The sequence below is a fragment of the Micromonospora citrea genome, assembly GCF_049629545.1.
GTDB lineage: Bacteria > Actinomycetota > Actinomycetes > Mycobacteriales > Micromonosporaceae > Micromonospora > Micromonospora citrea_A.
The window spans coordinates 12,889-35,835 of the sequence record NZ_JBNADX010000015.1 but is presented as its reverse complement, the minus strand read 5'-3'; the positions used below and the strand labels follow the sequence as shown (position 1 = coordinate 35,835).

General features: G+C 73.6%; 21 protein-coding genes and 1 pseudogene. 15 read left to right on the top strand and 7 right to left on the bottom strand.

Annotated features, from left to right (window positions below; genetic code table 11):
* Window positions 1-69 precede the first annotated feature (69 nt).
* The gene (locus ACPFP2_RS17360; protein ID WP_424090215.1) at window positions 70-762 is read left to right on the top strand and encodes an SDR family NAD(P)-dependent oxidoreductase; all 693 of its coding nucleotides are present in this window, start codon (window positions 70-72) and stop codon (window positions 760-762) included.
* On the opposite strand, the gene ACPFP2_RS17355 is transcribed toward ACPFP2_RS17360, so the two are convergent.
* Window positions 747-1,517, bottom strand: coding sequence for a thymidylate kinase (locus ACPFP2_RS17355; RefSeq protein ID WP_424090214.1), 771 nt, complete (start codon window positions 1,515-1,517; stop codon window positions 747-749). The two genes, ACPFP2_RS17360 and ACPFP2_RS17355, sit on opposite strands and share 16 nt — an antisense overlap.
* Window positions 1,518-1,631: 114 nt before the next feature.
* Between ACPFP2_RS17355 and ACPFP2_RS17350 the strand changes: the two genes are divergently transcribed.
* From ACPFP2_RS17350 to ACPFP2_RS17330, 5 genes and pseudogenes are all read left to right on the top strand, one after another.
* Window positions 1,632-2,288: a nucleotidyltransferase gene (locus ACPFP2_RS17350; protein ID WP_424090213.1), complete on the top strand. Its 657-nt coding sequence runs from the start codon at window positions 1,632-1,634 to the stop codon at window positions 2,286-2,288.
* Window positions 2,289-2,341: 53 nt separating this feature from the next.
* Window positions 2,342-2,551: a hypothetical protein gene (locus ACPFP2_RS17345; protein ID WP_231933675.1), complete on the top strand. Its 210-nt coding sequence runs from the start codon at window positions 2,342-2,344 to the stop codon at window positions 2,549-2,551.
* Window positions 2,552-2,564: 13 nt separating this feature from the next.
* Window positions 2,565-3,339, top strand: a pseudogene (locus ACPFP2_RS17340) (metallophosphoesterase family protein).
* Complete coding sequence (locus tag ACPFP2_RS17335) at window positions 3,330-3,473, top strand: GPGG-motif small membrane protein (RefSeq protein WP_167179460.1); 144 nt, start codon at window positions 3,330-3,332, stop codon at window positions 3,471-3,473. Before ACPFP2_RS17340 ends, ACPFP2_RS17335 begins: the two are co-directional and overlap by 10 nt.
* A 142-nt stretch (window positions 3,474-3,615) precedes the next feature.
* Complete coding sequence (locus ACPFP2_RS17330; RefSeq protein ID WP_424090212.1) at window positions 3,616-4,110, top strand: TspO/MBR family protein; 495 nt, start codon at window positions 3,616-3,618, stop codon at window positions 4,108-4,110.
* 55 nt (window positions 4,111-4,165) lie between these two features.
* On the opposite strand, the gene ACPFP2_RS17325 is transcribed toward ACPFP2_RS17330, so the two are convergent.
* Window positions 4,166-4,945 carry a peptidoglycan DD-metalloendopeptidase family protein gene (locus tag ACPFP2_RS17325; RefSeq protein WP_424090211.1) on the bottom strand — a complete coding sequence of 260 codons (780 nt, stop codon included), beginning with the start codon at window positions 4,943-4,945 and terminating at the stop codon, window positions 4,166-4,168.
* 279 nt (window positions 4,946-5,224) lie between these two features.
* Between ACPFP2_RS17325 and ACPFP2_RS17320 the strand changes: the two genes are divergently transcribed.
* The 5 genes from ACPFP2_RS17320 (at window position 5,225) to ACPFP2_RS17300 (ending at window position 11,495) form a co-directional block, all read left to right on the top strand.
* Window positions 5,225-6,565, top strand: coding sequence for an ABC transporter substrate-binding protein (locus ACPFP2_RS17320; RefSeq protein ID WP_424090210.1), 1,341 nt, complete (start codon window positions 5,225-5,227; stop codon window positions 6,563-6,565).
* Between the two features lie 71 nt (window positions 6,566-6,636).
* On the top strand, window positions 6,637-7,686 hold the full coding sequence (locus ACPFP2_RS17315) for a carbohydrate ABC transporter permease (protein ID WP_424090209.1): 1,050 nt from the start codon (window positions 6,637-6,639) through the stop codon (window positions 7,684-7,686).
* 1 nt (window position 7,687) lies between these two features.
* Window positions 7,688-8,650 carry a carbohydrate ABC transporter permease gene (locus tag ACPFP2_RS17310; RefSeq protein WP_424090208.1) on the top strand — a complete coding sequence of 321 codons (963 nt, stop codon included), beginning with the start codon at window positions 7,688-7,690 and terminating at the stop codon, window positions 8,648-8,650.
* Between the two features lie 63 nt (window positions 8,651-8,713).
* Window positions 8,714-9,784 (top strand): LacI family DNA-binding transcriptional regulator, encoded by a 1,071-nt coding sequence (locus tag ACPFP2_RS17305; protein ID WP_424090207.1) that lies wholly within the window; start codon window positions 8,714-8,716, stop codon window positions 9,782-9,784.
* A gap of 40 nt (window positions 9,785-9,824) precedes the next feature.
* Entirely contained in the window at window positions 9,825-11,495 is a 1,671-nt protein-coding gene (locus ACPFP2_RS17300; protein WP_424090320.1) for a glycoside hydrolase family 13 protein, read from the top strand.
* Window positions 11,496-11,741: 246 nt separating this feature from the next.
* On the opposite strand, the gene ACPFP2_RS17295 is transcribed toward ACPFP2_RS17300, so the two are convergent.
* The 4 genes from ACPFP2_RS17295 to xylA all read right to left on the bottom strand — a co-directional run bounded on the left by ACPFP2_RS17295 (window position 11,742) and on the right by xylA (window position 17,074).
* The gene (locus tag ACPFP2_RS17295) at window positions 11,742-13,154 is read right to left on the bottom strand and encodes an MFS transporter (protein WP_424090206.1); all 1,413 of its coding nucleotides are present in this window, start codon (window positions 13,152-13,154) and stop codon (window positions 11,742-11,744) included.
* Window positions 13,155-13,216: 62 nt separating this feature from the next.
* Window positions 13,217-14,326, bottom strand: coding sequence for a DUF5925 domain-containing protein (locus ACPFP2_RS17290; protein WP_424090205.1), 1,110 nt, complete (start codon window positions 14,324-14,326; stop codon window positions 13,217-13,219).
* Window positions 14,327-14,366: 40 nt separating this feature from the next.
* Window positions 14,367-15,875 carry a xylulokinase gene (gene xylB / locus ACPFP2_RS17285; RefSeq protein WP_424090204.1) on the bottom strand — a complete coding sequence of 503 codons (1,509 nt, stop codon included), beginning with the start codon at window positions 15,873-15,875 and terminating at the stop codon, window positions 14,367-14,369.
* 11 nt (window positions 15,876-15,886) lie between these two features.
* The gene (gene xylA / locus ACPFP2_RS17280) at window positions 15,887-17,074 is read right to left on the bottom strand and encodes a xylose isomerase (RefSeq protein WP_424090203.1); all 1,188 of its coding nucleotides are present in this window, start codon (window positions 17,072-17,074) and stop codon (window positions 15,887-15,889) included.
* A gap of 49 nt (window positions 17,075-17,123) precedes the next feature.
* Between xylA and ACPFP2_RS17275 the strand changes: the two genes are divergently transcribed.
* From ACPFP2_RS17275 to ACPFP2_RS17265, 3 genes are all read left to right on the top strand, one after another.
* Complete coding sequence (locus ACPFP2_RS17275; protein ID WP_424090202.1) at window positions 17,124-18,383, top strand: ROK family protein; 1,260 nt, start codon at window positions 17,124-17,126, stop codon at window positions 18,381-18,383.
* 129 nt (window positions 18,384-18,512) lie between these two features.
* Window positions 18,513-20,189, top strand: a complete 1,677-nt coding sequence (locus ACPFP2_RS17270; protein WP_424090201.1) for a PP2C family protein-serine/threonine phosphatase — start codon at window positions 18,513-18,515, stop codon at window positions 20,187-20,189.
* Window positions 20,186-21,208: a cobalamin B12-binding domain-containing protein gene (locus tag ACPFP2_RS17265; RefSeq protein WP_424090200.1), complete on the top strand. Its 1,023-nt coding sequence runs from the start codon at window positions 20,186-20,188 to the stop codon at window positions 21,206-21,208. Before ACPFP2_RS17270 ends, ACPFP2_RS17265 begins: the two co-directional genes overlap by 4 nt.
* Window positions 21,209-21,222: 14 nt before the next feature.
* On the opposite strand, the gene ACPFP2_RS17260 is transcribed toward ACPFP2_RS17265, so the two are convergent.
* Complete coding sequence (locus ACPFP2_RS17260; RefSeq protein WP_424090319.1) at window positions 21,223-21,717, bottom strand: MarR family winged helix-turn-helix transcriptional regulator; 495 nt, start codon at window positions 21,715-21,717, stop codon at window positions 21,223-21,225.
* A 96-nt stretch (window positions 21,718-21,813) separates the two neighbouring features.
* Between ACPFP2_RS17260 and ACPFP2_RS17255 the strand changes: the two genes are divergently transcribed.
* Window positions 21,814-22,944: a PP2C family protein-serine/threonine phosphatase gene (locus tag ACPFP2_RS17255; RefSeq protein ID WP_424090199.1), complete on the top strand. Its 1,131-nt coding sequence runs from the start codon at window positions 21,814-21,816 to the stop codon at window positions 22,942-22,944.
* Window positions 22,945-22,947: the final 3 nt, after the last annotated feature.

Here is a 22,947-nt window from a genome sequence, read left to right as displayed (position 1 = left end):
ACCGACCGTCGTCGCAGCATGACGCGCCTCGTCCCCGGCGGTCGAATCGACCGGGTTACCGTGTGCCCCATGGCGGATCGCAGTGTGCTGGTCACCGGCGGAACGGGCGGGCTCGGCGGGGCGGTGACCGCCGCCTTCATACAGGCGGGTTGGCGGGTGGTCGTACCGCAGCGGGAGAGCGGGGCCCCGGCGGGGCCGGCGGGCGAGGGCGTGGTGCGACCGACCGCGGACCTGCTGGACCCGGTGGCGGTGACCCGGGCGGTCGAGGTCGCCGCCGGTGACCCGGCCGCGCCGCTGCGCGCGGTGGTCAACCTGGTCGGCGGGTACGCCAGCGGCGGCCGGGTGCACGAGACCCCGGTCGAGGAGTTCGAGCGGATGCTGGCGATCAACCTGCGCCCCACCTACCTGGTCACCCAGGCGGCCCTGCCGCACCTGATGGCGGCCGGCGGCGGCGCGGTCGTCTGCGTCTCGGCCCGGGCCGCGCTCGCCCCCTTCCCCGGCGCGGCCGGGTACGCGACCGCCAAGGCGGCGGTGCTCGCCTTCGCCAACGCGGTCGCGGTCGAGTACAAGGGGTCCGGGGTGCGCTGCAACACGGTGCTGCCGAGCGTGATCGACACTCCCGCCAACCGGGCCGCCCAGCCGGGAGCCGACCACCGCCGCTGGGTCGGCCCGGCCGAGATCGCCCCGGTGATCCGCTTCCTCGCCTCCGACGAGTCCGCCCCGACCAGCGGCGCGGCCGTCCCGGTCTACGGGCGGGCCTGAGCCACCACCGGCTCCCGGGGCGGCTCGACGACCGGCGCCACCGCCCGTTCCGGCTCCCGGGGCGGCTCGACGACCGGCGCCGCCCGCTGCGGCGGTGTCGGGGCCGGCGGTGCGACACCGCCGGACGGCAGCCACTCGGAGAGGTGGGCCAGGATCCGGCGGGACACCTCGTCCGGCGGCCCCGAGGCGTCCACCACCACGAAGCCGGCGTACTCGGGCAGCGTCCGGTACGCCGTGTCGGCGGCGGCCAGCCAGTCCATCGACTCGTGGTCGGTGCCCCGCCGCTCGATCCGCCGGTACGCCTCCGCCGGGTCGACGGTGAGCAGGAAGGTGACCTGCGGGCGGGGGAAGATCCGGTAGCCGAACCGGGCCAGCCGCTCCCAGCGCTGCCCGCCGTGCGCCCGGATGCTGGCGTACTGGCAGGCGGCGTAGCGGTCCATCACCGCCACCCGCCCGGTCACCAGGCAGCTCAGCAGCGCGGCGGCGATGGCCAGCCAACGCAGCACGGACTCCACGGCGAGCACGCCGTTGCGCCCGACCAGGCGCTGCGCGTCGGGGCGGCCCAGCCGCTGGGCGAGCCGGCCCAGCCAGCGCCGGCCGCCGGCGTTGCGGTGGTAGGTGGCCGGTCGACCGGCCTCGGTGAGGGCGTCGGCGAGCCGGTGCGCCTGGGTGGTCTTGCCCGAGCCGTCGATGCCGATCAGGGCGACCCGGCGTAGTCGGGCCCCGCCGCCGGTCGTCCGCAGTGATCTGGCCACCCTGCACAGACTATCCGACCCATGCTCACCTCCCGGCGCTTCGTCCAGGTTCGTCCCCCACTGCCCGCCCATCGACTCCCGGGATGTGTGGGCGGGCGGCCTGCCGGGTACGCGATGTCATTTCCGACCGCCTGTCCACCTTCACACGACCGACGGGAGCACCAGATGGCCGAGCGCGGGGACGAGAGCCTGTTGTACACCCTCAAGCGGGTCGCCGCCGTGCTCAAGCAGAACGAGATCCCCTTCGCGCTGGGCGGCAGCTTCGCCGTGTACGCGCACGGCGGGCACTCCAGCGAGCACGACGTCGACTTCCTGATCCGGGAGGAGGACGTCGAGCGGTCGCTGGAGGCGCTCACCGCCGAGGGCTTCACCGCCGAACGGCCGCCGGAGGACTGGCTCGTCAAGGTCTACGACGAGGGACGGATGGTCGACCTGATCCACCGGCCGATCGAGACCCCGGTGACCGGGGAGACCTTCGCCGACACGGTGGTCCGTCCGGTCGACGCCATCCACATGCCGGTCCTGTCGGCCACCCAGCTGATGGTGCACAAGCTGCTCAGCTTCTCCCAGCACTACTGCGACTTCGCCCGCGGCCTGCCGCTGGCCCGGTCGCTGCGGGAACAGATCGACTGGGAACGGGTACGGAAGGACACGCAGCACTCGCCGTACGCCGAGGCGTTCCTGGTGCTGCTGGACCGGCTGGACGTGGTCCCGTACGCCGGCACCCCGGTGCCGTACGCCCGTACGCCCGAAGGGAAGGAGACATCGTGACCGAGCATGGCGCCGGCCCGCCGGACGAGTACGTCGAGGCGGAGATCCACCGGATGCTCGCCGAGGACCCGGACGTCGCCGAGCAGGGGATCACCGTGGTGCGCCGCGAGCGCGGACTGGTCCTCTACGGCGAGGTGGAGAGCCCGCACCGGCGGGAGGAGATCCTGCGCCGGGTCTCCGAGCGCTTCCCGGACGTGCCGGTCACCAGTGACATCGGCGTGATCCGGACGCAGGCGCCGACCCAGGCGGAGGAGCTGCCGTGAGGAGGACCCGACGATGATCCGGATCGCCGCCGTCGGCGACGTTCACCTGGACGAGGACGTGGTCGGCCGGTTCCGTCCCGCCCTGGAGGAACTGCCCGGCAACGCCGACGTGCTGCTGCTCGCCGGCGACCTGACCCGGCACGGCACCGAGTCCGAGGCGCGTTGCGTGGCGCAGGAGTTCGGTGGCCTCGGGGTGCCGGTGATCACCGTGCTCGGCAACCACGACCACCAGTGCGACCAGGTGCCGCAGGTGGTGAAGGTGCTCTCCGACGCCGGCATCACGGTGCTGGAGGGGACCGGCGTCGTCCTGGAGACCCCCGGCGGCCGGCTCGGCGTGGCCGGGGTGAAGGGCTTCGGCGGTGGTTTCGCCGGGCGGTGCGCCAGCGACTTCGGCGAGCCGGAGATGAAGGCGTTCGTCCGGACGACCAACGAGAGCGCCGACGCGCTCGGCCGGGCGCTGCGCGACCTGGACTGCGACCTGCTGGTCGCGCTCACCCACTACTCCCCCGTACCCGACACGCTCGCCGGCGAGCCGCTGGAGATCTACCCGTTCCTCGGGTCGTACCAGCTGGGTCAGGCGATCGACTCGGCGCCGACCGCGCTGGCCCTGCACGGGCACGCCCACCACGGCACGGAGCGGGGCACCACCCCGGGCGGGGTACGCGTGCGCAACGTCGCCCACCCGGTCATCAAGCAGGCGTACAGCGTCTTCCACCTCGGAGATCATCTGGTCGGCTGATCAGGTTTCCGGGCTGCACCCGACGGGTATTCAGCAGCCATGGAGCTGATTCTCTGGATTCTCGCAGTGGTACTCGTGGTCGCCGGCATCCTCGCGCTGTTCCGCCGGCAGATCCTGTGGGGCGTAGTCCTCATCGTGGTCGGCCTGTTGGTCGGCCCGGGTGGCGTCAGCATCTTCAGTTGACGCCGGTTCACACCACCGGACCCGCCGGGGTCGTCGATTCCACCTCTCCGTCCTCCCAGACCTGGAGATCCGGAACCGACGGCCCCGGCGCTGTGCTGTCCGGGGTGGTTTGCCGACCCTCACTGGCGGAAACATCTCGACCATGGAGATAACCCGGAGCACCTCGCGCACTCACGGCGCGCGCACCTGGTGGGCGCTGCTCGGCTTCGGCGCGGCCGTGACGGTCGCCGCCGCGATCGGCGGATTGGGGGTGCAGGGCACCACCGACGAGTACGCCGCCCTGCGGCAGCCGGACTGGGCGCCGCCCTCGTGGCTCTTCGGCCCGGTCTGGACCGTCCTGTACGCGCTGATCGCGATCGCCGGCTGGCTGGTCTGGCGGAAGGTCGGCTTCGGCCCGGCACTCTGGGCCTGGACCGCGCAGCTCGTGCTGAACGCGATCTGGACCCCGCTCTTCTTCGGCGCCGGGCAGTACGGCCTGGCGTTCGCCGAGATCGTACTGATGTGGCTGGCCATCGCGGTGACGGTGGCGCTCTTCCTGCGGGTCTCCCGACCGGCCGCGGCGCTGATGCTGCCCTACTGGGCCTGGGTCACCTTCGCCGCCGCCCTGAACTTCTCCATCTGGCAGCTCAACACCTGAGGCGATGGCCCGGTAGGGGGTGCGGGCGGCTACGGGTCCACACCCCCTACCGGCGTCAGCAGCGTGGCACGTTCGGGATGAAGCCGTCGTACCCGGTGTAGACGTAGGCGTCGGCGATGTACTTCCCACTGCCGATCCGGTCCCAGATGTTGCTGGTGCCGTACGTGCCGGTGACGCTGGTGCCGGTGGTCTGGCAGTAGATGGTCACCTTGGCGCCGTCGGCCACCGAGCCGACGGCGTCGTAGCCGGTGCCGGGGCCGGAGCGGACGGTGAGGTTCGCGCCGGCGGTGTTGACGGTGCCGGAGCCGGTCGTCGAGCCGGAGCAGCCGTTGTCGCTGGTGTACGTCTTCGAGCCCCAGTAGAGCGCGAGCGCGCCGTTGAACCGGATCTGGATGTCGTTGCCGTTGTACCGCTGCTCGTAGTGCAGGTGCGGTCCGGACGAGCCGCCGGTGCTGCCCACCCAGCCGATCACCTTGCCGTAGCCGACGGTCTGGCCGACCGAGACGTTGAAGCCGTTGAGGTGGGCGTAGTAGGTGGTGTAGCCGCCGCCGTGGTTGATCCGGACGTACTTGCCGTAGCTGGTGCCGCCGAGGTCGGTCACCCGGTCGACGGTGCCGGGGGCGCTGGCCACCACCGGGTCGCCGAGGTCGTCGGTGCGGTTGAAGTCGATCGCGTACGCCGGGCTGTGATTGGTCCGGGTCTGCCCGGTCCAGGACTGGTTGCAGGGGAAGGGGACCTTGAAGGTCGGGGCCGCCATCGCCGGGCTGGCCGGGAGCACCAGGGCGCCCACCGAGAGCAGCACGGCCGCCGCCAGGCTCCACCACCGTCTGCGCATCGCACACCACCTCATCGCGTAGAGATTCTTCGATGCTTGAGATGAGAGTGACAGAAACCTCCATCGATGGGAAGAGATGCCTGCCCGGAAACCACCCCCAGCCTGCGCCGATCCGTTCGTGGGAGCGAGCCCACGGCTGGTGAGCAGGTTTCGGCATTGTTACCGGGCCGTGTCCGAACAGGGGTGGACCAATCGAGATGCAAGCGCTTACATGTGTGGACGACCATCGGACCGGCGCGGGTTCGATCCCTCCACGCGCCGGCAAGGAAGGAGAACGGCATGGCGTTTGCCAGATCACGCCAGGCTCTCGCGATCGCCGGCGTACTGGGGCTGGCGCTCGGCGCCACCGCCTGCGGCACCGGCAACGACAAGAAGAGCAGCAACGCGGGCTCCGCGGAGTGCGCCGCATACGAGAAGTACGGCGACAACGACGGCAAGAAGGTCAGCATCTACTCGTCCATCCGGGACATCGAGGCCGACCGCCTCGAGCAGTCCTGGAAGCAGTTCGAGGACTGCACCGGCATCGAGATCGACCACGAGGGCTCCGGCGAGTTCGAGGCCCAGCTCGGTGTCCGCGTCGACGGCGGCAACGCCCCCGACCTGGCCTTCATCCCGCAGCCGGGCCTGCTGAAGCGGTTCGTCGACTCCGGCAAGCTCAAGCCGGCCGGTGCCCAGACCAAGGCCGAGGCCGAGGCCAACTACTCCCCCGACTGGCTGAAGTACAGCACCGTCAACGGCCAGTTCTACGGCGCGCCGCTGGGCTCGAACGTCAAGTCCTTCGTGTGGTACTCGCCGAAGACCTTCAAGGAGAAGGGCTGGACCGTCCCGACCACCTGGGACGAGCTGGTCAAGCTCAGCGACACCATCGCGGCCAGCGGCACCAAGCCGTGGTGCGCCGGCATCGAGTCCGGTGACGCCACCGGCTGGCCGGCCACCGACTGGATCGAGGACGTGCTGCTGCGCACCGGGGGTCCCGAGGTCTACGACCAGTGGACCACCCACGGCATCCCGTTCAACGACCCGAAGGTCGCCGACGCCCTCGACCGGGCCGGCACCATCCTCAAGAACGAGAAGTACGTCAACGGCGGCTTCGGCGGCGTGAAGAGCATCGCCACCACCTCCTTCCAGGAGGCCGGCGTGCCGATCACCACCGGCAAGTGCGCCCTGCACCGCCAGGCGTCCTTCTACGCCAACCAGTGGCCGCAGGGCACCAAGGTGGCCGAGGACGGCGACGTCTTCGCGTTCTACTTCCCGGCCATCGACCCGGCCAAGGGCAAGCCGGTGCTGGGCGGCGGCGAGTTCGTCGCGGCCTTCGCCGACCGTCCCGAGGTCCAGGCGGTGCAGACCTACCTGGCCTCCGGCGAGTACGCCAACTCCCGCGCCAAGATCGGTGACTGGGTGTCGGCGAACAAGAAGCTCGACATCGCCAACGTGCCGAACCCGGTGGACAAGCTCTCCGTCGGCATCCTCCAGGACCCGAAGACGGTCTTCCGCTTCGACGGCTCGGACCTGATGCCGGCCGCGGTCGGCGCGGGCACCTTCTGGAAGGGCATGGTCGACTGGGTGAACGGCAAGGACACCAAGACCGTGCTCGACGGCATCGAGGGCAGCTGGAAGTGATCTGAGCCGGTGGCCCGGTCCCCGCGGGGGCCGGGCCACCGGTCCACTACCGAACCCTTGAAGGAGGGTCGATGGAGTTCGACTGGCTGGAGGAACAGCCCAAGTTCTTCATGCTCGGCTACGGGCTGCTCGCCTTCGTCGTGGTGGTGGGCGGTCTGCTCCTGCTCCTCGACGTGGTGCCGTCCTGGTTCGCCCGTCGTCGCGAGGCGCAACTGGTCGCCGCCGCGGCGAGCGGCACTCCGCTGCCCCGGCGGCCGAAGCAGCGCGAGGGCATGTTCGCCCTGTTCTTCCTGCTGCCGACGCTGCTGCTGCTCGCCGTCGGCCTGGTGGTGCCGGCGATCCGCACCACGCTGCTCTCCTTCATGGATTCCGGCAGCAACGACTGGGTGGGGCTGCGCAACTACGGGTGGATGTTCTCCGAGGACTCGATCGTCCGGGTCCTGATCAACACCTTGATCTGGGTGCTGCTGGTCCCGCTGGTGGCCACCTCGTTCGGCCTGCTCTACGCCGTGATGGTGGACAAGGCCCGGTTCGAGGCGGTCGCCAAGTCCCTGATCTTCCTGCCGATGGCGATCTCATTCGTCGGCGCCAGCATCATCTGGAAGTTCGTCTACGCGTTCCGGGGTGACGGGCAGGAGCAGATCGGCCTGCTCAACCAGTTCGTGGTCAGTCTCGGCGGCGAGCCGAAGCAGTGGCTGCTGGAGTCACCGCTCAACACGTTCCTACTCATCGTGATCATGGTGTGGATCCAGGCCGGTTTCGCGATGGTGGTGCTCTCCGCCGCCATCAAGGCCATTCCCGCCGACATCGTGGAGGCCGCCCGCCTGGACGGGGTCAGCCCCTGGCAGATGTTCTGGCAGATCACCATGCCGAGCATCCGGCCGGCGCTGATCGTCGTGGTGGTGACGCTGTCGATCGCCACCCTCAAGGTCTTCGACATCGTCCGCACGGCGACCAACGGCAACTACGACACCAGCGTGATCGCCAACGAGATGTACAACCAGGCGTTCCGCTACGGCGAGAACGGGCAGGGCTCCGCCCTGGCGGTCTTCCTGTTCATCCTGGTCATTCCGATCGTGATCTACCAGATCCGCAACCTGCGTCAGCAGCGGGAGGGCTGAGATGACCACCGCCACGCCCACTGTCGGAGCCGGCACCCAGGCCGTCGGTAAGACCACGACCGCCGGCCGGGTCCGCAAGCGGCTGAACACCCGTGCCGCCACCCTGATCTCGATCGTCATCGCGCTGCTCTGGACGATCCCGACCTTCGGCCTGCTCGTCTCCTCGTTCCGGCCGGAGGACCAGATCAAGAGCACCGGCTGGTGGACGTTCTTCAGCGACCCCGAGTTCACCCTGGAGAACTACCAGGAGGTGCTCTTCGGCAGTTCCTCCTCGTCCGGCCAGCTCGCCAGCTACTTCATCAACTCGCTGGCGATCACCATCCCGTCGGTGCTCTTCCCGCTCGCCTTCGCCTCCCTGGCCGCGTACGCGCTCGCCTGGATCAACTTCCGGGGGCGGGACTGGCTCTACATCGCGATCTTCGCGATGCAGATCGTGCCGTTGCAGATGGCCCTGGTGCCGCTGCTGAAGTTCTTCTCCACCGGCGTCACGCTCGGCGGCGTCACCCTGATGCCGGCCTGGGACCTGGTGGACGAGCAGAAGTTCGCCCAGGTGTGGTTCGCGCACACCTGCTTCGCCCTGCCCTTCGCGGTGTTCCTGCTGCACAACTTCATCTCCCAGCTGCCCAAGGACCTGATGGAGGCGGCCCGGGTCGACGGGGCCACCCACCCCAAGATCTTCCGCACCATCGTCCTGCCACTGGTCACCCCGGCCCTGGCGGCCTTCGGCATCTTCCAGTTCCTCTGGGTCTGGAACGACCTGCTGGTCGCGCTGATCTTCGCCGGGGGCGGCAACGAGACCGCCCCGCTGACCGTCCGGCTGGCCGAGATGGCCGGCACCCGGGGCAACGAGTGGCAGCGCCTCACGGCCGGCGCGTTCGTCTCGATCGTCGTACCGCTGATCGTGTTCCTGTCCCTGCAGCGCTACTTCGTGCGGGGTCTGCTCGCCGGCAGCGTCAAGGGCTGACGCCGGGCCGCCGCCGCCCGCGTGCCGGGCGGCGGCGGCGCCGTCGTGGAGCGGGGGAACATCGTGACCAGGATTGATGACGTCGCCCGGCTCGCCGGGGTCTCGACCGCCACCGTCTCCCGCGCGCTGCGCGGGCTGCCGACGGTCTCGGCCGCGACGCGCCGGCGGGTGCTCGCCGCCGCCGAGCAACTGGAGTACGCGGTCTCGCCGAGCGCCTCCCGGCTGGCCGGTGGCCGGACCGGGACGGTGGCCGTGGTGGTCCCCCGGATCACCCGGTGGTTCTTCGGCACCGTCGTCGAGACGGTCGAGGACCACCTCCACCAGGCCGGGTACGACCTGCTGCTGTACAACCTCGGCGGGCGCGAGCAGATCCGGCAGCGGGTGCTGCGCACCGCCAACCTGCACAAGCGGGTGGACGCGATCATGCTGGTCGCCACCCCGCTGCGCCCGGCCGACCTGACCGCGCTGGCCCGGCTGGAGCTGCCCGGGATCACCATCAGCTCCGGCAGCCACGTGCCGGGCTGGCCCTGCGTACGCATCGACGACGTGGCCGCCGCCCGTACCGCCACCCGGCACCTGCTCGACCTGGGCCACCGCCGGATCGCGCACATCTCCGGCGACCCGGACGACGAGCTGGCCTTCACCACCCACCTGGACCGCCGGCGCGGCTACCGGGAGGCGCTGCGCGCCGCCGGCATCGACCCCGATCCGAGCCTGGACGTGGAGTCGCAGTTCACCATCGACGGGGGCACCCGGGCCACCGCCGAACTGCTCGCCCGGGGCGAGCCGCCGACGGCGATCTTCGCCGCCTGCGACGAGATGGCGATGGGGGCGATCAGCGCGCTGCGCGACGCCGGGTTGCGGGTGCCGCAGGACGTCAGCGTGATCGGCGTCGACGACCACGACCTCGCCGGGGTGCTGGGGCTGAGCACCATCGCCCAACCCGCCGCCGAGCAGGGGCGGCTCGCCGTCCGGCTGCTGCTCGACCCGCTGCGCACCCGCACCGCCGACCCGTACGCCGGCCGGGTGCCGGAGCAGCGCGGTACCGACGACCCGGGCGACCCACCGGAACCGGTGATCCTGCCCACTCGGCTGGTGGTGCGTGAATCGACCGCGCCACCGCGGGCACACTGAACGGATTCGACACCGCACCGCTCGACACAGGGAGAAGGCTCTGAACACCGACGCGACGCAGCAGGAACAGCCCGGTGGCCCGGCCGTCGGGTGGTGGACCGAGGCCGTCATCTACCAGATCTACCCGCGCTCCTTCGCCGACTCCGACGGCGACGGCATGGGCGACCTGCCAGGCATCACGGCGCGCCTCGGCCACCTCGCCGAGTTGGGCGTCGACGCGGTCTGGCTGTCCCCGTTCTACCCGTCCCCGCAGGCCGACGCCGGGTACGACGTGGCCGACTACCGGGACGTCGACCCGCTCTTCGGCAAGCTCTCGGACGCCGACGCGCTGATCGCCGAGGCCCACGCCAAGGGGCTCCGGGTCATCGTCGACCTGGTGCCGAACCACACCTCCTCCGCGCACCGCTGGTTCCGGGCCGCGCTGGTCGCCGGCCCGGGCAGCCCGGAGCGCGCCCGGTACGTCTTCCGCGACGGCCTGGGCCCGGACGGCGACCAGCCGCCCAACGACTGGCAGAGCGTCTTCGGCGGCCCCGCCTGGACCCGGGTGACCGAGCCGGACGGTCGGCCCGGCCAGTGGTACCTGCACCTCTTCGACACCGGGCAGCCCGACCTCAACTGGGACAACCCGGAGGTCCGCGAGGAGTTCCTCGACGTGCTGCGCTTCTGGCTGGACCGGGGCGTGGACGGCTTCCGGGTGGACGTCGCGCACGGCCTCGTCAAGCAGGCCGACCTCGCGAACTGGCAGGAGCCGCAGGAGATCCTCTCCGGCAACGACGTGGACAAGCCCCGGCCCCCGATGTGGGACCAGGACGGCGTGCACGAGGTCTACCGGGAGTGGCGCCGGCTGCTCGACACGTACCCCGGGGAGCGGGTCCTCGTGGCCGAGGCGTGGGTGGAGCCGGCCGAGCGGCTGGCCCGCTACGTCCGCCCCGACGAGATGCACCAGGCGTTCAACTTCGAGTACCTGCTCGCGGCGTGGACCGCGCCCGCCCAGTACGCGGTCGTCACCCGGTCCCTGGAGGCCACCGACGCGGTGGACGCGCCGACGACGTGGGTGCTGTCCAACCACGACGTGGTCCGGCACGCGTCCCGGCTGGGCCTCACCACCGGTGGCGGCCGGCTCAACGGCATCGGAATCGGCGACCCGCAGCCGGACGCCGGGGTGGGGCTGCGCCGGGCCCGGGCGGCCAGCCTGCTGATGCTGGCCCTGCCCGGCTCCGCCTACCTCTACCAGGGCGAGGAGCTGGGGCTGCCCGAGCACACCACGCTGCCCGACGAGGCCCGGCAGGACCCGACGTGGGCGCGAAGCGGCCACACCCAGCGCGGCCGGGACGGCTGCCGGGTGCCGATCCCGTGGGAGGCCGACGCCCCGTCGTACGGCTTCGGGCCGACCGACGCGAGCTGGCTGCCCCAGCCGCCGTCCTGGGCCGAGTACGCCCTGGACCGGCAGCGCGACGTGCCCGGTTCGACGTACGAGATGTACCGCGCCGGGCTGCGGCTGCGCCGCGAGCACGGGCTCGCCCGGGGGCCGTTGGCGTGGCTCTCCACCGGCGACGAGGTGCTGGCGTTCCGCAACGGCGGGCTGACCGTGCTGACCAACTTCGGCGCGGCGGCCGTCCCGGCCCCGACCGGTGAGCTGGTGTGCAGCAGCGCCCCGCTCGACGAGGACGGGCGGGTCCCGACCGACGTCACGGTCTGGGTCCGCGGCTGACGCGAAGCGGTCCGCCGGCGCCCGGCGCCTGTCCGGGAGCCGGCGGAACGCTTCGTCCGCGCGGCGCGGCGCACGGCGGCGTGGATCCGGCCCGCGCCATCCGGACCGGCGGTGCGCCCTGCGCCGCACCCGGCCCGCCGGGCGCTCCGGCACCCCCGGCGATGGCCGTTCCGGTCCGTCCCACCTGCCTGTTGCGGACGCTACCGACCTGATCGCGTGGATGGATCAACCTCCGGTCGGCGCGGGTCAGAGCCGGTCGGCGCGGGCGTGCAGCAGGTCGTGCACGGACTCGATGTCGCCGGGCGAGGTGCGCGAGGCGAGCCAGTACATGAACCCGGTGGGGATGAAGAAGAGCTGGAAGACGGCCAGCCCGACGGCGTAGTTCAGCGGCGGTGGGAACGCCGCGCGCAGGCCGTGGAAGGCCACGCCGACCAGCCCGTTGCCGGCCGCCCGGCCCACCCCGTTGACCAGGTTGCCCAGGCTGTAGACGGTGCCCCGGTGCTCGGGCGGGTTGACGTCGGCGATCAGGGCGAACCAGTTCGGCGAGTTGGCCGAGGTCAGCGCCAGCGCGACGACGGCGGTGAGCAGGCTCAGCCCGACCGTCGGTTCGGTCACCACGCTGGCCAGCACCGCCCGGACCACCGCCGCGCCGCCCGCGCCGTCGGGCACCACGATGCGCACCGGGACCAGGAACAGGACCAGGTAGAACGGCAGGGCCGCGAGGATGCCCACCGCCGCGACCAGGGCCCGCCCCCTCGGCGTACGCCGTTGCAGCGCGTCCCCGGCCAGCCCGCCCACGATGGAGAGCACCCCGCCGAGCTGGAACAGGGTGGCGAAGACACTGCCGACCATCACCGCGGTGGCCGGCGAGTAGCCCTGGTCCTCGGCCCGTTCGGCGAAGAGCACCGGCAGCCAGACCAGCGAGCCGAACGCGGCCTGCGCGGTCAGCCCCTGCAGGATCAGCCAACGGTTGGTCCGGCGGGCCAGGATGCGGGGCAGATCGGCGCGGGTGATCCGGTAGTCGTACTCGGCGCCGGCGTCGATCGCGCCGGCCAGTTCCGGCTCGCTCTGCCCGCGCCGGACGTCGTACGTGAAGAGGTAGGCGGCGGTGGCCGCCAGGCCGACCACGCTCAGCGCCAGGAACGGACGCCGCCAGTCGGTGCTGCCGAGCAGGCCGCCGGTGAGCGTCCCGGCCAGCGTGCCGACGCCCTGCGACAGGCCCCAGAAGCTCATCACCAGGCCCCGGCGGCGGGGCGAGATCAGGTCGGTGACCACGGAGAAGCCGACGGAACCGACCGCGCCCAGCCCGACCGCGGCGACGAGTTGGGCGGCCAGGAACGTCGGGTAGTCCTGGGCCAGCGCGCTGCCGCCGGTACCGGCGGCCCAGATCAGCGTGCCGACCATGAGCAGCGGTTTGCGGTTCGTCCGGTCGCCCACGTACGCCCAGGCCACCGCGGCCACCGCGCTGACCAGGAAGCTCACCGCGGTGACCAGGCCGAGCAGCCGCTGCGGCACGTCCAGCGCCCCGGAGATCGGCCCGTACAGCGGAGGCACCAGGCCGATCGCCACGTTGTCCAGCGAGGCGAGCACCACGAACACCACGACGCTGTAGAGGCGGTGCGCCGCGTTCCCGCGCCGGGAGATCCTGGTGCCACCCATGACCGGCAGCAAACCAGGTGCGGATCACGGGCCGGTGACCGGCCCCGCCCCGACCGGCCCGCTCAGAGGTACCCGCCGATCTCGACCGGCACGACGGTGTTCGGGACCGCTCCGGAGCGCAGCGCGTACAGCTCGGCGAGGGTCGCGCCCTGCGGCGGCACCCCGGCCGAGGCGCCCAGCCACCCGGTCGCCTCCGCGTACGACAGCGGCCCCACCTCGATCCGGGCCAGGCACCGGCCGGGACGGACCACCGCCGGGTGCAGCCGGGACAGGTCCTCGTTGGTGGTGATCGCGACCAGCACGTCCCGGCCCTGCCCGAGCAGCCCGTCGGTGAGGTTGAGCAGCCGGGACAGCGCCTGCCCGGCCGCCTGCTTCGCCTCGCCCCGGATCAGTTCGTCGCAGTCCTCCAGGATCAGCAGCCGCCACTTGCGGGTCGTCCCGGCGTCCCCGTCGTCCTCCTCGCCGACGGCCACCTCGGACAGGTAGGCGGTGTCGCCGAAGAGCACGTCGGGGTCGAGGACACAGTCGACCTGGCACCAGTCGCGCCAGTGCCGGGTCAGCGCCCGCAGCGCGGTGGTCTTGCCGGTGCCCGGCGCGCCGTGCAGCAGGATCAGCCGGCCGGCGACGTTCTCCGGGGTGACCGCCATCAGCGCGTCCAGGGCCGCGCCGGCCGACGCGCTGTAGTTGGGCCGGATGGTGTCCCACTCCGGGGCGACTATCGACCGCAGGTCACGCTGCGCGCCCCGGCGCGGGTTCTGGTGCCAGAAGCCGATCCGGGCGGTGTCCGGGGCGTCCGGCTCGGCGGCCCCGTCGACGATCCGGTCCAGCGCGGACTGGCCGACCTCGTCGTCGACCGCCGTCACGGTCACCTCGGCGCCGCGCCCCTTCCAGGTCACCACGCGCGCGGTCCAGCCGTCGCCGGCGAGCAGCCGGGACCGCTGCCGGTTCTCGATGGCGGTCCGCAGCAGTCGCCCGTCGGGAACCGTCAGCGACGCCTCGGGGCGTACCCGGGAGAGCCGGACGGTCCGCGACCACGGGTGGCGGCCGGTGACGAAGTCCGCCAGCACCAGGGCGTCCACCACGTCGCACGGGGTGTCCGCGTCGTCGTACTGCAGGGCCGAGGGCAGGTCGACGCCGGTCGGAGCGCCGGACGGTTCGGGGGTGCTGCGCATCGCCCGATCATCGCGACCCGGGGCCGCCGCGTACAGCGCATTAGGGCGTGGCGTCGGCGCGGTCCACGGTGCGGCCCCGGGCGGCGGCGTACCGCCCACGGACGGCGGGGACCGGCTCGGCGGCGTACTCCTCGGCGCCGGTGACCGGCCAGGCGGGCGGCGTCGCGCCGCCCAGGGCGACCCAGGCGGCCTGGCGCGCCGCCCCGTCGGCGACGTACTCCCCGGGCGGCGGCACGAGCACCGGCCGGCCGAAGACCTGCGGGGCGATCCGGCGGACCGCGGCGGAGCGGGCGCCACCCCCGACCAGGACGATCCGGTCGGCACGCGCCCCCTGCGCGATCAGCGCGTCCAGGCCGTCGGCGAGCGCGCAGAGCATCCCCTCGACGGCAGCCCGGGCCAGGTGCGCCGGGGTCGCGGTGTGCAGGGTGAGCCCGTGCAGCGCCCCGGTGGACAGCGGCCGGACCGGGGTCCGCTCCCCCTCCAGGTAGGGGACCAGCACCAGCCCGCCGGCCCCGGGCGGCGCGGCCAACGCCCGGTCGGACAGTTCGTCGAGGCCGACCCCGAGCATCGCCGCCGCGGCGTCGAGCACCCGGGCCGCGTTGAGCGTGCAGACCAGCGGCAGGAACCGGCCGGTGGCGTCGGCGAAGCCGGCGACCGCGCCGCCGGGGTCGGCGGCCGGGGCGTCGGAGACCGCGAAGACCGTGCCGGAGGTGCCGATGGAGACGACCACGTCACCGGGGCCGGCCCCGACGCCGAGCGCCGCGGCGGCGTTGTCGCCGGCCCCCGGGCCGAGCAGCACCGCCGCGCCGGACGGTGCCGGCGTCACTCCCTCGCCGACCGCCGTGCCGGTCGACGCCATCGACGAGCCGCCCGGAGCGGCCAGGACGGACGGGGCCAGGTGACCGGCGACCTCGGCCGGACCCAGGACCGCCGGCACCCGCAGCCGCCGGCCGAACGCCTGTTCCAGCAGGTCGTGGCGGTACTCGCCGGTGCGCGGTGACCAGTAGCCGGTGCCGCTGGCGTCGCTCCGGTCGGTGCGCAGCGCGTCCAGGCCGGGCGCGCCGGCCAGCCGCCAGGTGAGCCAGTCGTGCGGCAGGCACACCGCCGCGACCCGGGCGGCCCGGTCCGGCTCGTGCCGGGCCAGCCAGCGCAGCTTGGTGGCGGTGAAGCTGGCCACCGGCACGCTGCCGGTCGCCTCCGCCCAGGACCGGCGGCCCGCCTCGCCGCCACCGGCCTCGGCGATCAGGTCGGCGGCGGCGTCGGCGGAGCGGGTGTCGTTCCAGAGCAGGGCGGGTCGGACCACCCGGCCGGCTTCGTCCAGGCAGACCATGCCGTGCTGCTGGCCGGCGACCGAGACGGCCGCGACGTCGGCCAGTCCACCGGCGGCGTCGACCGCCGTGCGCAGCGCGTCCCACCAGGCCTCGGGGTCGACCTCGGTGCCGTCCGGGTGCGGCGCGCGGCCCTGCCGGACCAGCGCGCCGGTCTCCGCGTCCCGGACGACGACCTTGCAGGACTGGGTGGACGAGTCGACCCCGGCGACGAGCGGCATGGCGGCCCGCCTCAGCGCGCGCCGAGCAGGTGCTCGACGGCGAGCTGGTTGAGCCGGACGAAGCCGAAGCCCTTCGCCCCGGCCGCGTCGACGTCGAACTCCTCGAACGCGGAGGAGTCGGCGAGCAGGTCGGCGTAGCCCTCACCCGGGTTCAGCGTCGGGGTGGACAGCTCGGCGACCCGGCTGGCCGCGAGCGCCTCGGCCACCTCCGGGTCGGCCCGGAACGCCGCGGCCCGCTCCTTGAGCAGCAGGTACGTGCGCATGTTCGCCTCGGCCGAGGCCCACACCCCGGCGAAGTCCTCGGTGCGCGAGGGCTTGTAGTCGAAGTGCCGGGGCCCGTCGTACGCGGGGCCGCCCCCGGGGCCGCCGTGCTCCAGCAGGTCCACCAGGGCGAACGCGTTGAGCAGGTCGCCGTGGCCGAAGACGAGGTCCTGGTCGTACTTGATGCCCCGCTGGCCGTTGAGGTCGATGTGGAACAGCTTGCCCTGCCAGAGCGCCTGAGCGATGCCGTGCACGAAGTTCAGCCCGGCCATCTGCTCGTGCCCGACCTCCGGGTTGAGGCCGACCAGTTCCGGGTGGGCGAGGGTGGAGATGAAGCCCAGCGCGTGACCGATGGTGGGCAGCAGGATGTCGCCGCGCGGCTCGTTCGGCTTGGGCTCGAGGGCGAAGCGCAGGTCATAGCCGGAGTCGACGACGTACTGGCAGAGCAGGTCGACGGCCTCGCGGTAGCGGTCCAGCGCCGCGCGGACGTCCTTGGCCAGGTCGTACTCGGCGCCCTCCCGGCCGCCCCACATCACGAAGGTGCGGGCGCCCAGCTCGGCGGCGAGGTCGACGTTGCGCAGCACCTTGCGCAGCGCGTACCGGCGGACGTCGCGGTCGTTGCTGGTGAAGCCGCCGTCCTTGAAGACCGGGTGGTTGAAGAGGTTGGTGGTGACCATGGGGACGACCAGGCCGGTCTCGTCGAGGGCCTTGCGGAACCGGGTCAGGTGGGCGTCGCGGGTGGCGGCGTCCGAACCGAAGGGCACCAGGTCGTCGTCGTGGAAGGTGATCCCGTACGCGCCCAGCTCGGCGAGGCGGTGCACGGCCTCGACCGGGTCCAGCTCTCCCCGGGTGGCGTCGCCGAACGGGTCACGGGCCGGCCAGCCCACCGTCCAGAGCCCGAAGGAGAACTTGTCGGCGGGGGTGGGACGGGGTGCCATGGCAGACCTCCGGTGGTGTCGTCCGCTATTTGTTCAGTGGTTGAATTAAATGACCCCGGTGTGGCACTGTCAAGCGGTGACCAGCGCCAGTACCACCGGCGCGGTCCGCCAGGGCAGCCTGCGCGAGCTCAACCTCGCCGTGGTGCTCGGCCGGATCGCCGCCGCCGACCGACCGCCCTCCCGGGCCGCGATCGCCGCCGACACCGGCCTGACCCGGGCCACCGTCTCCGCGGTCGTCGACGACCTGATCGCCGGCCGGCTGGTGGACGAGGCCGAACCGGAGCCGCGCGCCGGAGCCGGCCGGCCCGCCCGCGGGCTGCGGCTCGCCGCCGACGGACCCGCCGGGCTCGGCCTGGAGGTCAACGTCGACTACCTCGCCGCCTGCGTGGTCGACCTGACCGGCCAGGTCCGCCACCACGAGGTGCACCGGGCCGACCTGCGCCCCCTCTCCCCCGCCGACGCCCTCGCCCGCCTGGTCGAGCTGGCCGCGCGGGGCCGGACCGCCGCCGACCGGCACGGGCTGACCCTGGCCGGCGCGACGCTGGCGGTGCCCGGCCTGGTCGACGCCCACGGGCTGGTCCGGCTCGCGCCCAACCTCGGCTGGCGCGAGGTGGACGTGCCCGCCCTGCTCGCCGCGCACCCGCCGCTGACCGGGCCGGTCGCGGACGGCCCGGCGCTGACCGTCGACAACGAGGCCAACCTGGCGGCCCTCGGCGAACTGCACGCCACCCCCGGCACGCCGAGCTTCCTGCACGTCTCCGGCGAGATCGGCATCGGCGCGGGGATCGTGCTCGACGGCGCGCTGTTCCGGGGCGTGCGGGGCTGGAGCGGTGAGCTGGGGCACGTGCCGGTCGACCCGGCCGGACCGCGCTGCCGGTGCGGCGCCCGGGGCTGCCTGGAGACGTACGCCGGTCAGGAGGCCATCCTCGCCGCGGCCGGACTCTCCGGCGCGGACCTTCCGGCGGACACCGCCGCCCGGCGACTGGCCGACCTCGCCGGGGCGGGCGACCGGGCGACCCTCGACGCGCTGCGCGCGGCCGGCACCGCCCTCGGGGTGGCCGTCTCCGGCGTGGTCAACCTGCTCGACCTGGACACCGTCGTCCTCGGCGGTGGATACGCGACGCTCGCCCCCTGGCTGCGCCCACCGGTCGCCGCCGAGCTGGCCGACCGGGTGCTCACCGCCGCCTGGTCCCCGGTCACGGTCCGCGCGGCAGCCCTCGGGCCGGAGTCCGCCGCCGTCGGCGGCGCGGGCGCGGTGGTCCGCCGGATCATCGCCCGACCGTCCGGTTGGCTCGGCCGCCGGGAGTGACCGGGGCTTCCTCGATGGGCGATCACGCCACCGCCTCGGTACCCTTTCCCCAGGCGACGATCCCCCAACCGAGGAGTGCACGACCAGCATGCGCAGAGGTCGACAGGCCGAAGCGCCCGGCGCCCGGCGGTGACGACGACCCGCCGGGGCGGACACGCCGGGCCGGTCAGCGGCGGCGGAAAGGTGTCCCGGCCGCGTACCCGGCAGTCGCCGCAGGCGCCGCTGCCCGCCGATCCCCGGCTCGCCCGTGAGCTGCTGGACGGCCTCGCCGAGGCCGTGGTCACCACCGACCACGCCGGGGTGGTCACCCTGGTCAACGCGATGGCCGGCGATCTCCTCCCCGAACTGACCCCCGGCATCGACCTCGGGCACTGCGCCGTGCCGGCGCTGGCCGCCGCCGTGGCGCAGGGGACCGAAACCTTCGACACCGAACACCGGGGTCGCCGGCTGCGCGGTGTCTGCCGCCGGCTCGCCGCCGGCCGGTGCGCCTGGTACGTCCGGGACGTCACCGAGGAGCAGGCGCGCACCGACGCGCTGCTCGCCGAGCGTTCCCGCACCGCCTTCCTCGCCCAGGCCGGCAGCCGCCTGGGCCTCTCCCTGCACCGCGACCAGACGCTGCGGGCCGCCACCACCCTGCCGGTGCCGTACCTGGCCGACGCCGCGCTGGTCGTGCACCATCCGCCCCCGCCCGCCGAGAACCTGCCGCACTGGATCCGGTACGCCGCGGACGACCCCGCCCCGGTGACCGGGACCGCCCCCTGGACGTTCACCGGCTCGGTCCCCGGCCTCGCGGAGGCCCTGCACGGTCACGCCACCGACCCCAGCCCCTGGCTCGACGCCGAACTGGCCGACCTGGCCGACGTGCTGCCGGCCACCTTCGGCCGCCCCGGCACCGTGCTGATCAGCCCGATGCCCGGCGCCGGTGGCCCGGCCGGGGCCCTGATCCTGATCCGCCGGGCCGGGCGCCCCGGATTCGACCAGCGCGACATCGAACTGGCCCGGGAGTTCGCCGCCCGGGCCGGCGCCGCGATCGCCACCGCCGAGCTCTACGGCGAGCAGACCCACCTGGCGCGGGTGCTGCAGAACAGCCTCCTGCCGCCGAAACTGCCGCCGCTGCCCGGGCTCACCCTGGCCGGCGGCTACCGGGCCGCCGGGGACAGCCTGCGCATCGGCGGCGACTTCTACGAGGTGTTCCCCACCGCCTCCGGCGGGATGTTCGCCCTCGGCGACGTCTGCGGCAAGGGCGTCGGCGCGGCCGTGCTCACCGGGCGGGTCCGCCAGTCGTTGCAGACCCTCCGCCTGGTCGAACAGCGCCCGCTGGAGCTGATGGGGCTGCTCAACCGGGCCCTGTTCGACACGCCGGACGCCACCCGCCGCGCCCAGTTCACCACCCTGCTGCTCGGCACCGTCGACCCCGAGCCCGACGGTGGCGCGAGGGTCCGGATCGCCGGCGGCGGACACCCGTCCCCGCTGGTCGTACGCGCCGACGGCAGCAGCACCCGGGTGCCGGTGGGCGGGATGCCGATCGGCGCGTTCACCGGCGCGACGTTCCGCGAGGCGCAGGTCAGGCTGGCCCCGGGCGAGCTGCTGCTGGCGTACACCGACGGGGTGACCGAGGCGCGCGGGGGCCCGGCGGCCGTGGAGATGTTCGGTGAGCGGCGACTGCTCCAGGCGCTCGCCTCGGCGGCCGGGCTGCCACCGGCCGCGATGGTCGAGCGGCTGCTGCAACTGGTCGACGAATGGTTGGACGGGCAGGCCCACGACGACATCGCCATGCTCGCCGTCCGCGCCTCGGGTCCCGCGTGAGCGCGGACGACCGGAGCGCCCCGGCGGTGACGCCGGCCGACGTCACGGCGTACCTCGACTGCCTGGACCGCGCCGATCCGGCTGCCGCCGCCCGGGTCGCGACCGGCCTGCTGGACGCGGGGGCCTCGGTCGCCGACGTGCTGGTGGACCTGGTCGCCGTCGCCCAGCGGGAGGTCGGCCTGCGCTGGCTGACCGGGCGGTGGAGCGTCGCCCAGGAGCACGCCGCGACCCACGTCAGCGAACGGGTGGTCGACGCGGTCGCCGCCCGGACCGGCCGGCGCGCGGAGCGCGGACACGTGGTGATGGCCTGCGTCGAGGGCGAGTGGCACGCGCTGGCCGCCCGGATCGTCGCCGAGGTGGTCCGGGACGCGGGCTGGCGGGTCACCTTCCTCGGTGCCAGCGTCCCGTCCCGGCACCTGGTCTCGTACCTGCACCAGACCGGCCCGGACGCGGTGCTGCTGAGCTGTGTGCAGCCCAGCCGGCTGATCCGGGCCGCGCGGATGGTGGAGGCCTGCCGGGCGGCCGGGGTGCCGGTGGTCGCCGGGGGGCCGGGCTTCGGCACGGACGGCCGCTGGGCGGCCCCGGTCGGCGCGGCGGCCTGGGGCGCCACCGCCCGGGACGCGGCCCGGCTGTTGGACGGGCCGCTGCACGCGGCGGCGCACACCGGGCCCCCACCGCCCGCCGGAGCCGACGAGTACGTGGCGGTGCTGCACCGCCGGCGCGACATCGTGCAGCTCGCCGTCACCGAGGTCGACCTGCCCGACGAGCGCGCCGAGGACTTCGCCACCGCCGTCGGGCATCTGGTGGACGCCCTGGCCGCGGCGATCCGGGTCGGTGACCCGCAACTACTGGTGGACTTCGCCGGCTGGCAGGGCGAGGTGCTCGCCGCCCGGGGCGGCCGCCGGCCGCTGCTGGACGTCGTGCTGGACAGCTGCGCCCGGGTGCTGGCCGAACATCCGCACTCCTGCGACTACCTGCGCCTGGCCCGGGCCGCCCGATCGGCCCCCGCCGACCGGTGACCGGTGACCCGCGCTCAGGCCGAGCGGGCCACCGGGTCGTCGACGGCCCCGCGGGCCGACGGTGGCGCGAGCGCCGGCCGCTCGGCCGCCACGCCCTCCCGCTCCCGGGCCACCCGGTCGAACTCCCGGATGCCGCGCAGCAGCGCGTCGCGCCCCTCGCCGCTCATCCCGGAGAGCACGTCGGCCAGCCGCCGGCGGCGGTCCCGGCGCAGCTCCGCCAGGAGCCGGCGGGCCTCCGGGGTCAGGTGCAGCGAGATCTCCCGCCGGTCGAGACGGCCCGGCTCACGTTCCAGCATGCCGGCGGCGACCAGCCGGTCACAGAGCCGGCTGGCCGACGAGAGCAGCATGTCCAGCAGCGTGGCGAGACGGCGGAGGTTGATCCCGTCGTGCCGTTCCACCACCATGACGGCGCGAAGCTGGGGACCGGAGAGACGGCTCGTCGTACGCTCACGCGCCGCCTCCCACACGGACAGCAGGGCACCGGCCGCGGCGTCCAGCTCGGCGGCCATACTCACGTCTGGTCCGCGAGGACCGCTTTCTTCGGCCATGGTGGGCACGAGACTACCCCGGGGACCGGGTGATCGGCCCTGTCAAGAGGAGTGACGATGAGCGGACCGGCGGACCGGGCCCGGCGGGTGTTGATCGAGGCGCCGGCCGACCTCCTGCTCGACCGGCTCGGCGACGAGCTGGCCTGTGACTTCGGCATCACCGAGATCGAGCTGTACCAGGTCGACTACCGGCTCTCGGTGCTGCTGCCGCTGGGCGACGGGGAGCCCCTCACCGGGCCGGGCCATCCGGCGTGGCGCTGCTTCGACCACCAGGAGCCGATCGTCGCCGGCGGCATCGGCTGGTTCCCGGTGGGGATGCGCGGCGAGCGGCGCGGGGTGCTCCGGCTCGCCCCGGCGCCGGCGGACCGGGACGCCGTCGACCAGCTCGCCGCCGCCACCACCGCGCTCGGGCACGAGCTGGCCGCCGTGTCCGCGGGCACCGACGTGTACCGGGCCGCCCGCCGGGCCCGCCGGCTCACCCTCGCCGCGGAGATGCAGTGGGAGCTGCTGCCCGGACGCAGCCGGGTCCGCCCCTCGTTCAGTCTGGCCGGGCAGCTGGAGCCGGCGTACGCGGTGCGCGGCGACAGCTTCGACTGGTCCGACGACGGCCACCGACTCTGGCTCTCCACCATCAACGGCACCGGCGAGGGGGTGGCCGCCTCGATGCTCACCTCGCTGGCCACCCACGCGCTGCGCAACGCCCGGCGGGCCGGGCTGGCCCTGGCCGACCAGGCCGCCCTCGCCGACCAGGCGATCTACGCCCTGCACGGGGGCGAGCAGCACCTCTCCGCCCTGCTGATGGAGCTGGACCTGGCCTCCGGCCGGCTGACCGTGGTCGACGCCGGCTCGCCCCGGCTGCTGCGACTGCGCGACGGAGAGGTCGCCGAGCAGGTGCTGGAGAAGCAGTTCCCGCTCGGCATGTTCGAGGGGACGGACTACCAGGAGCAGCACTTCGAGCTGTGCCGCGGCGACCGGCTCTTCGTGGTCAGCGACGGGGTGATCGACGCGACCGGCGGCGACGTCCGGTACGGGGAGACCGCGCTGGACCGCTTCCTGCGCCGTACCGGCCCGATGGCGCCGTTGGACGCCGTACGGTCGCTGATCGGTGACCTGCGGGCGTTCGTGGCCGGTGACCTGGTCGACGACGCGGTGGTGGTCTGCCTGGACTGGACCGGGCCGCAGCCCTGACCC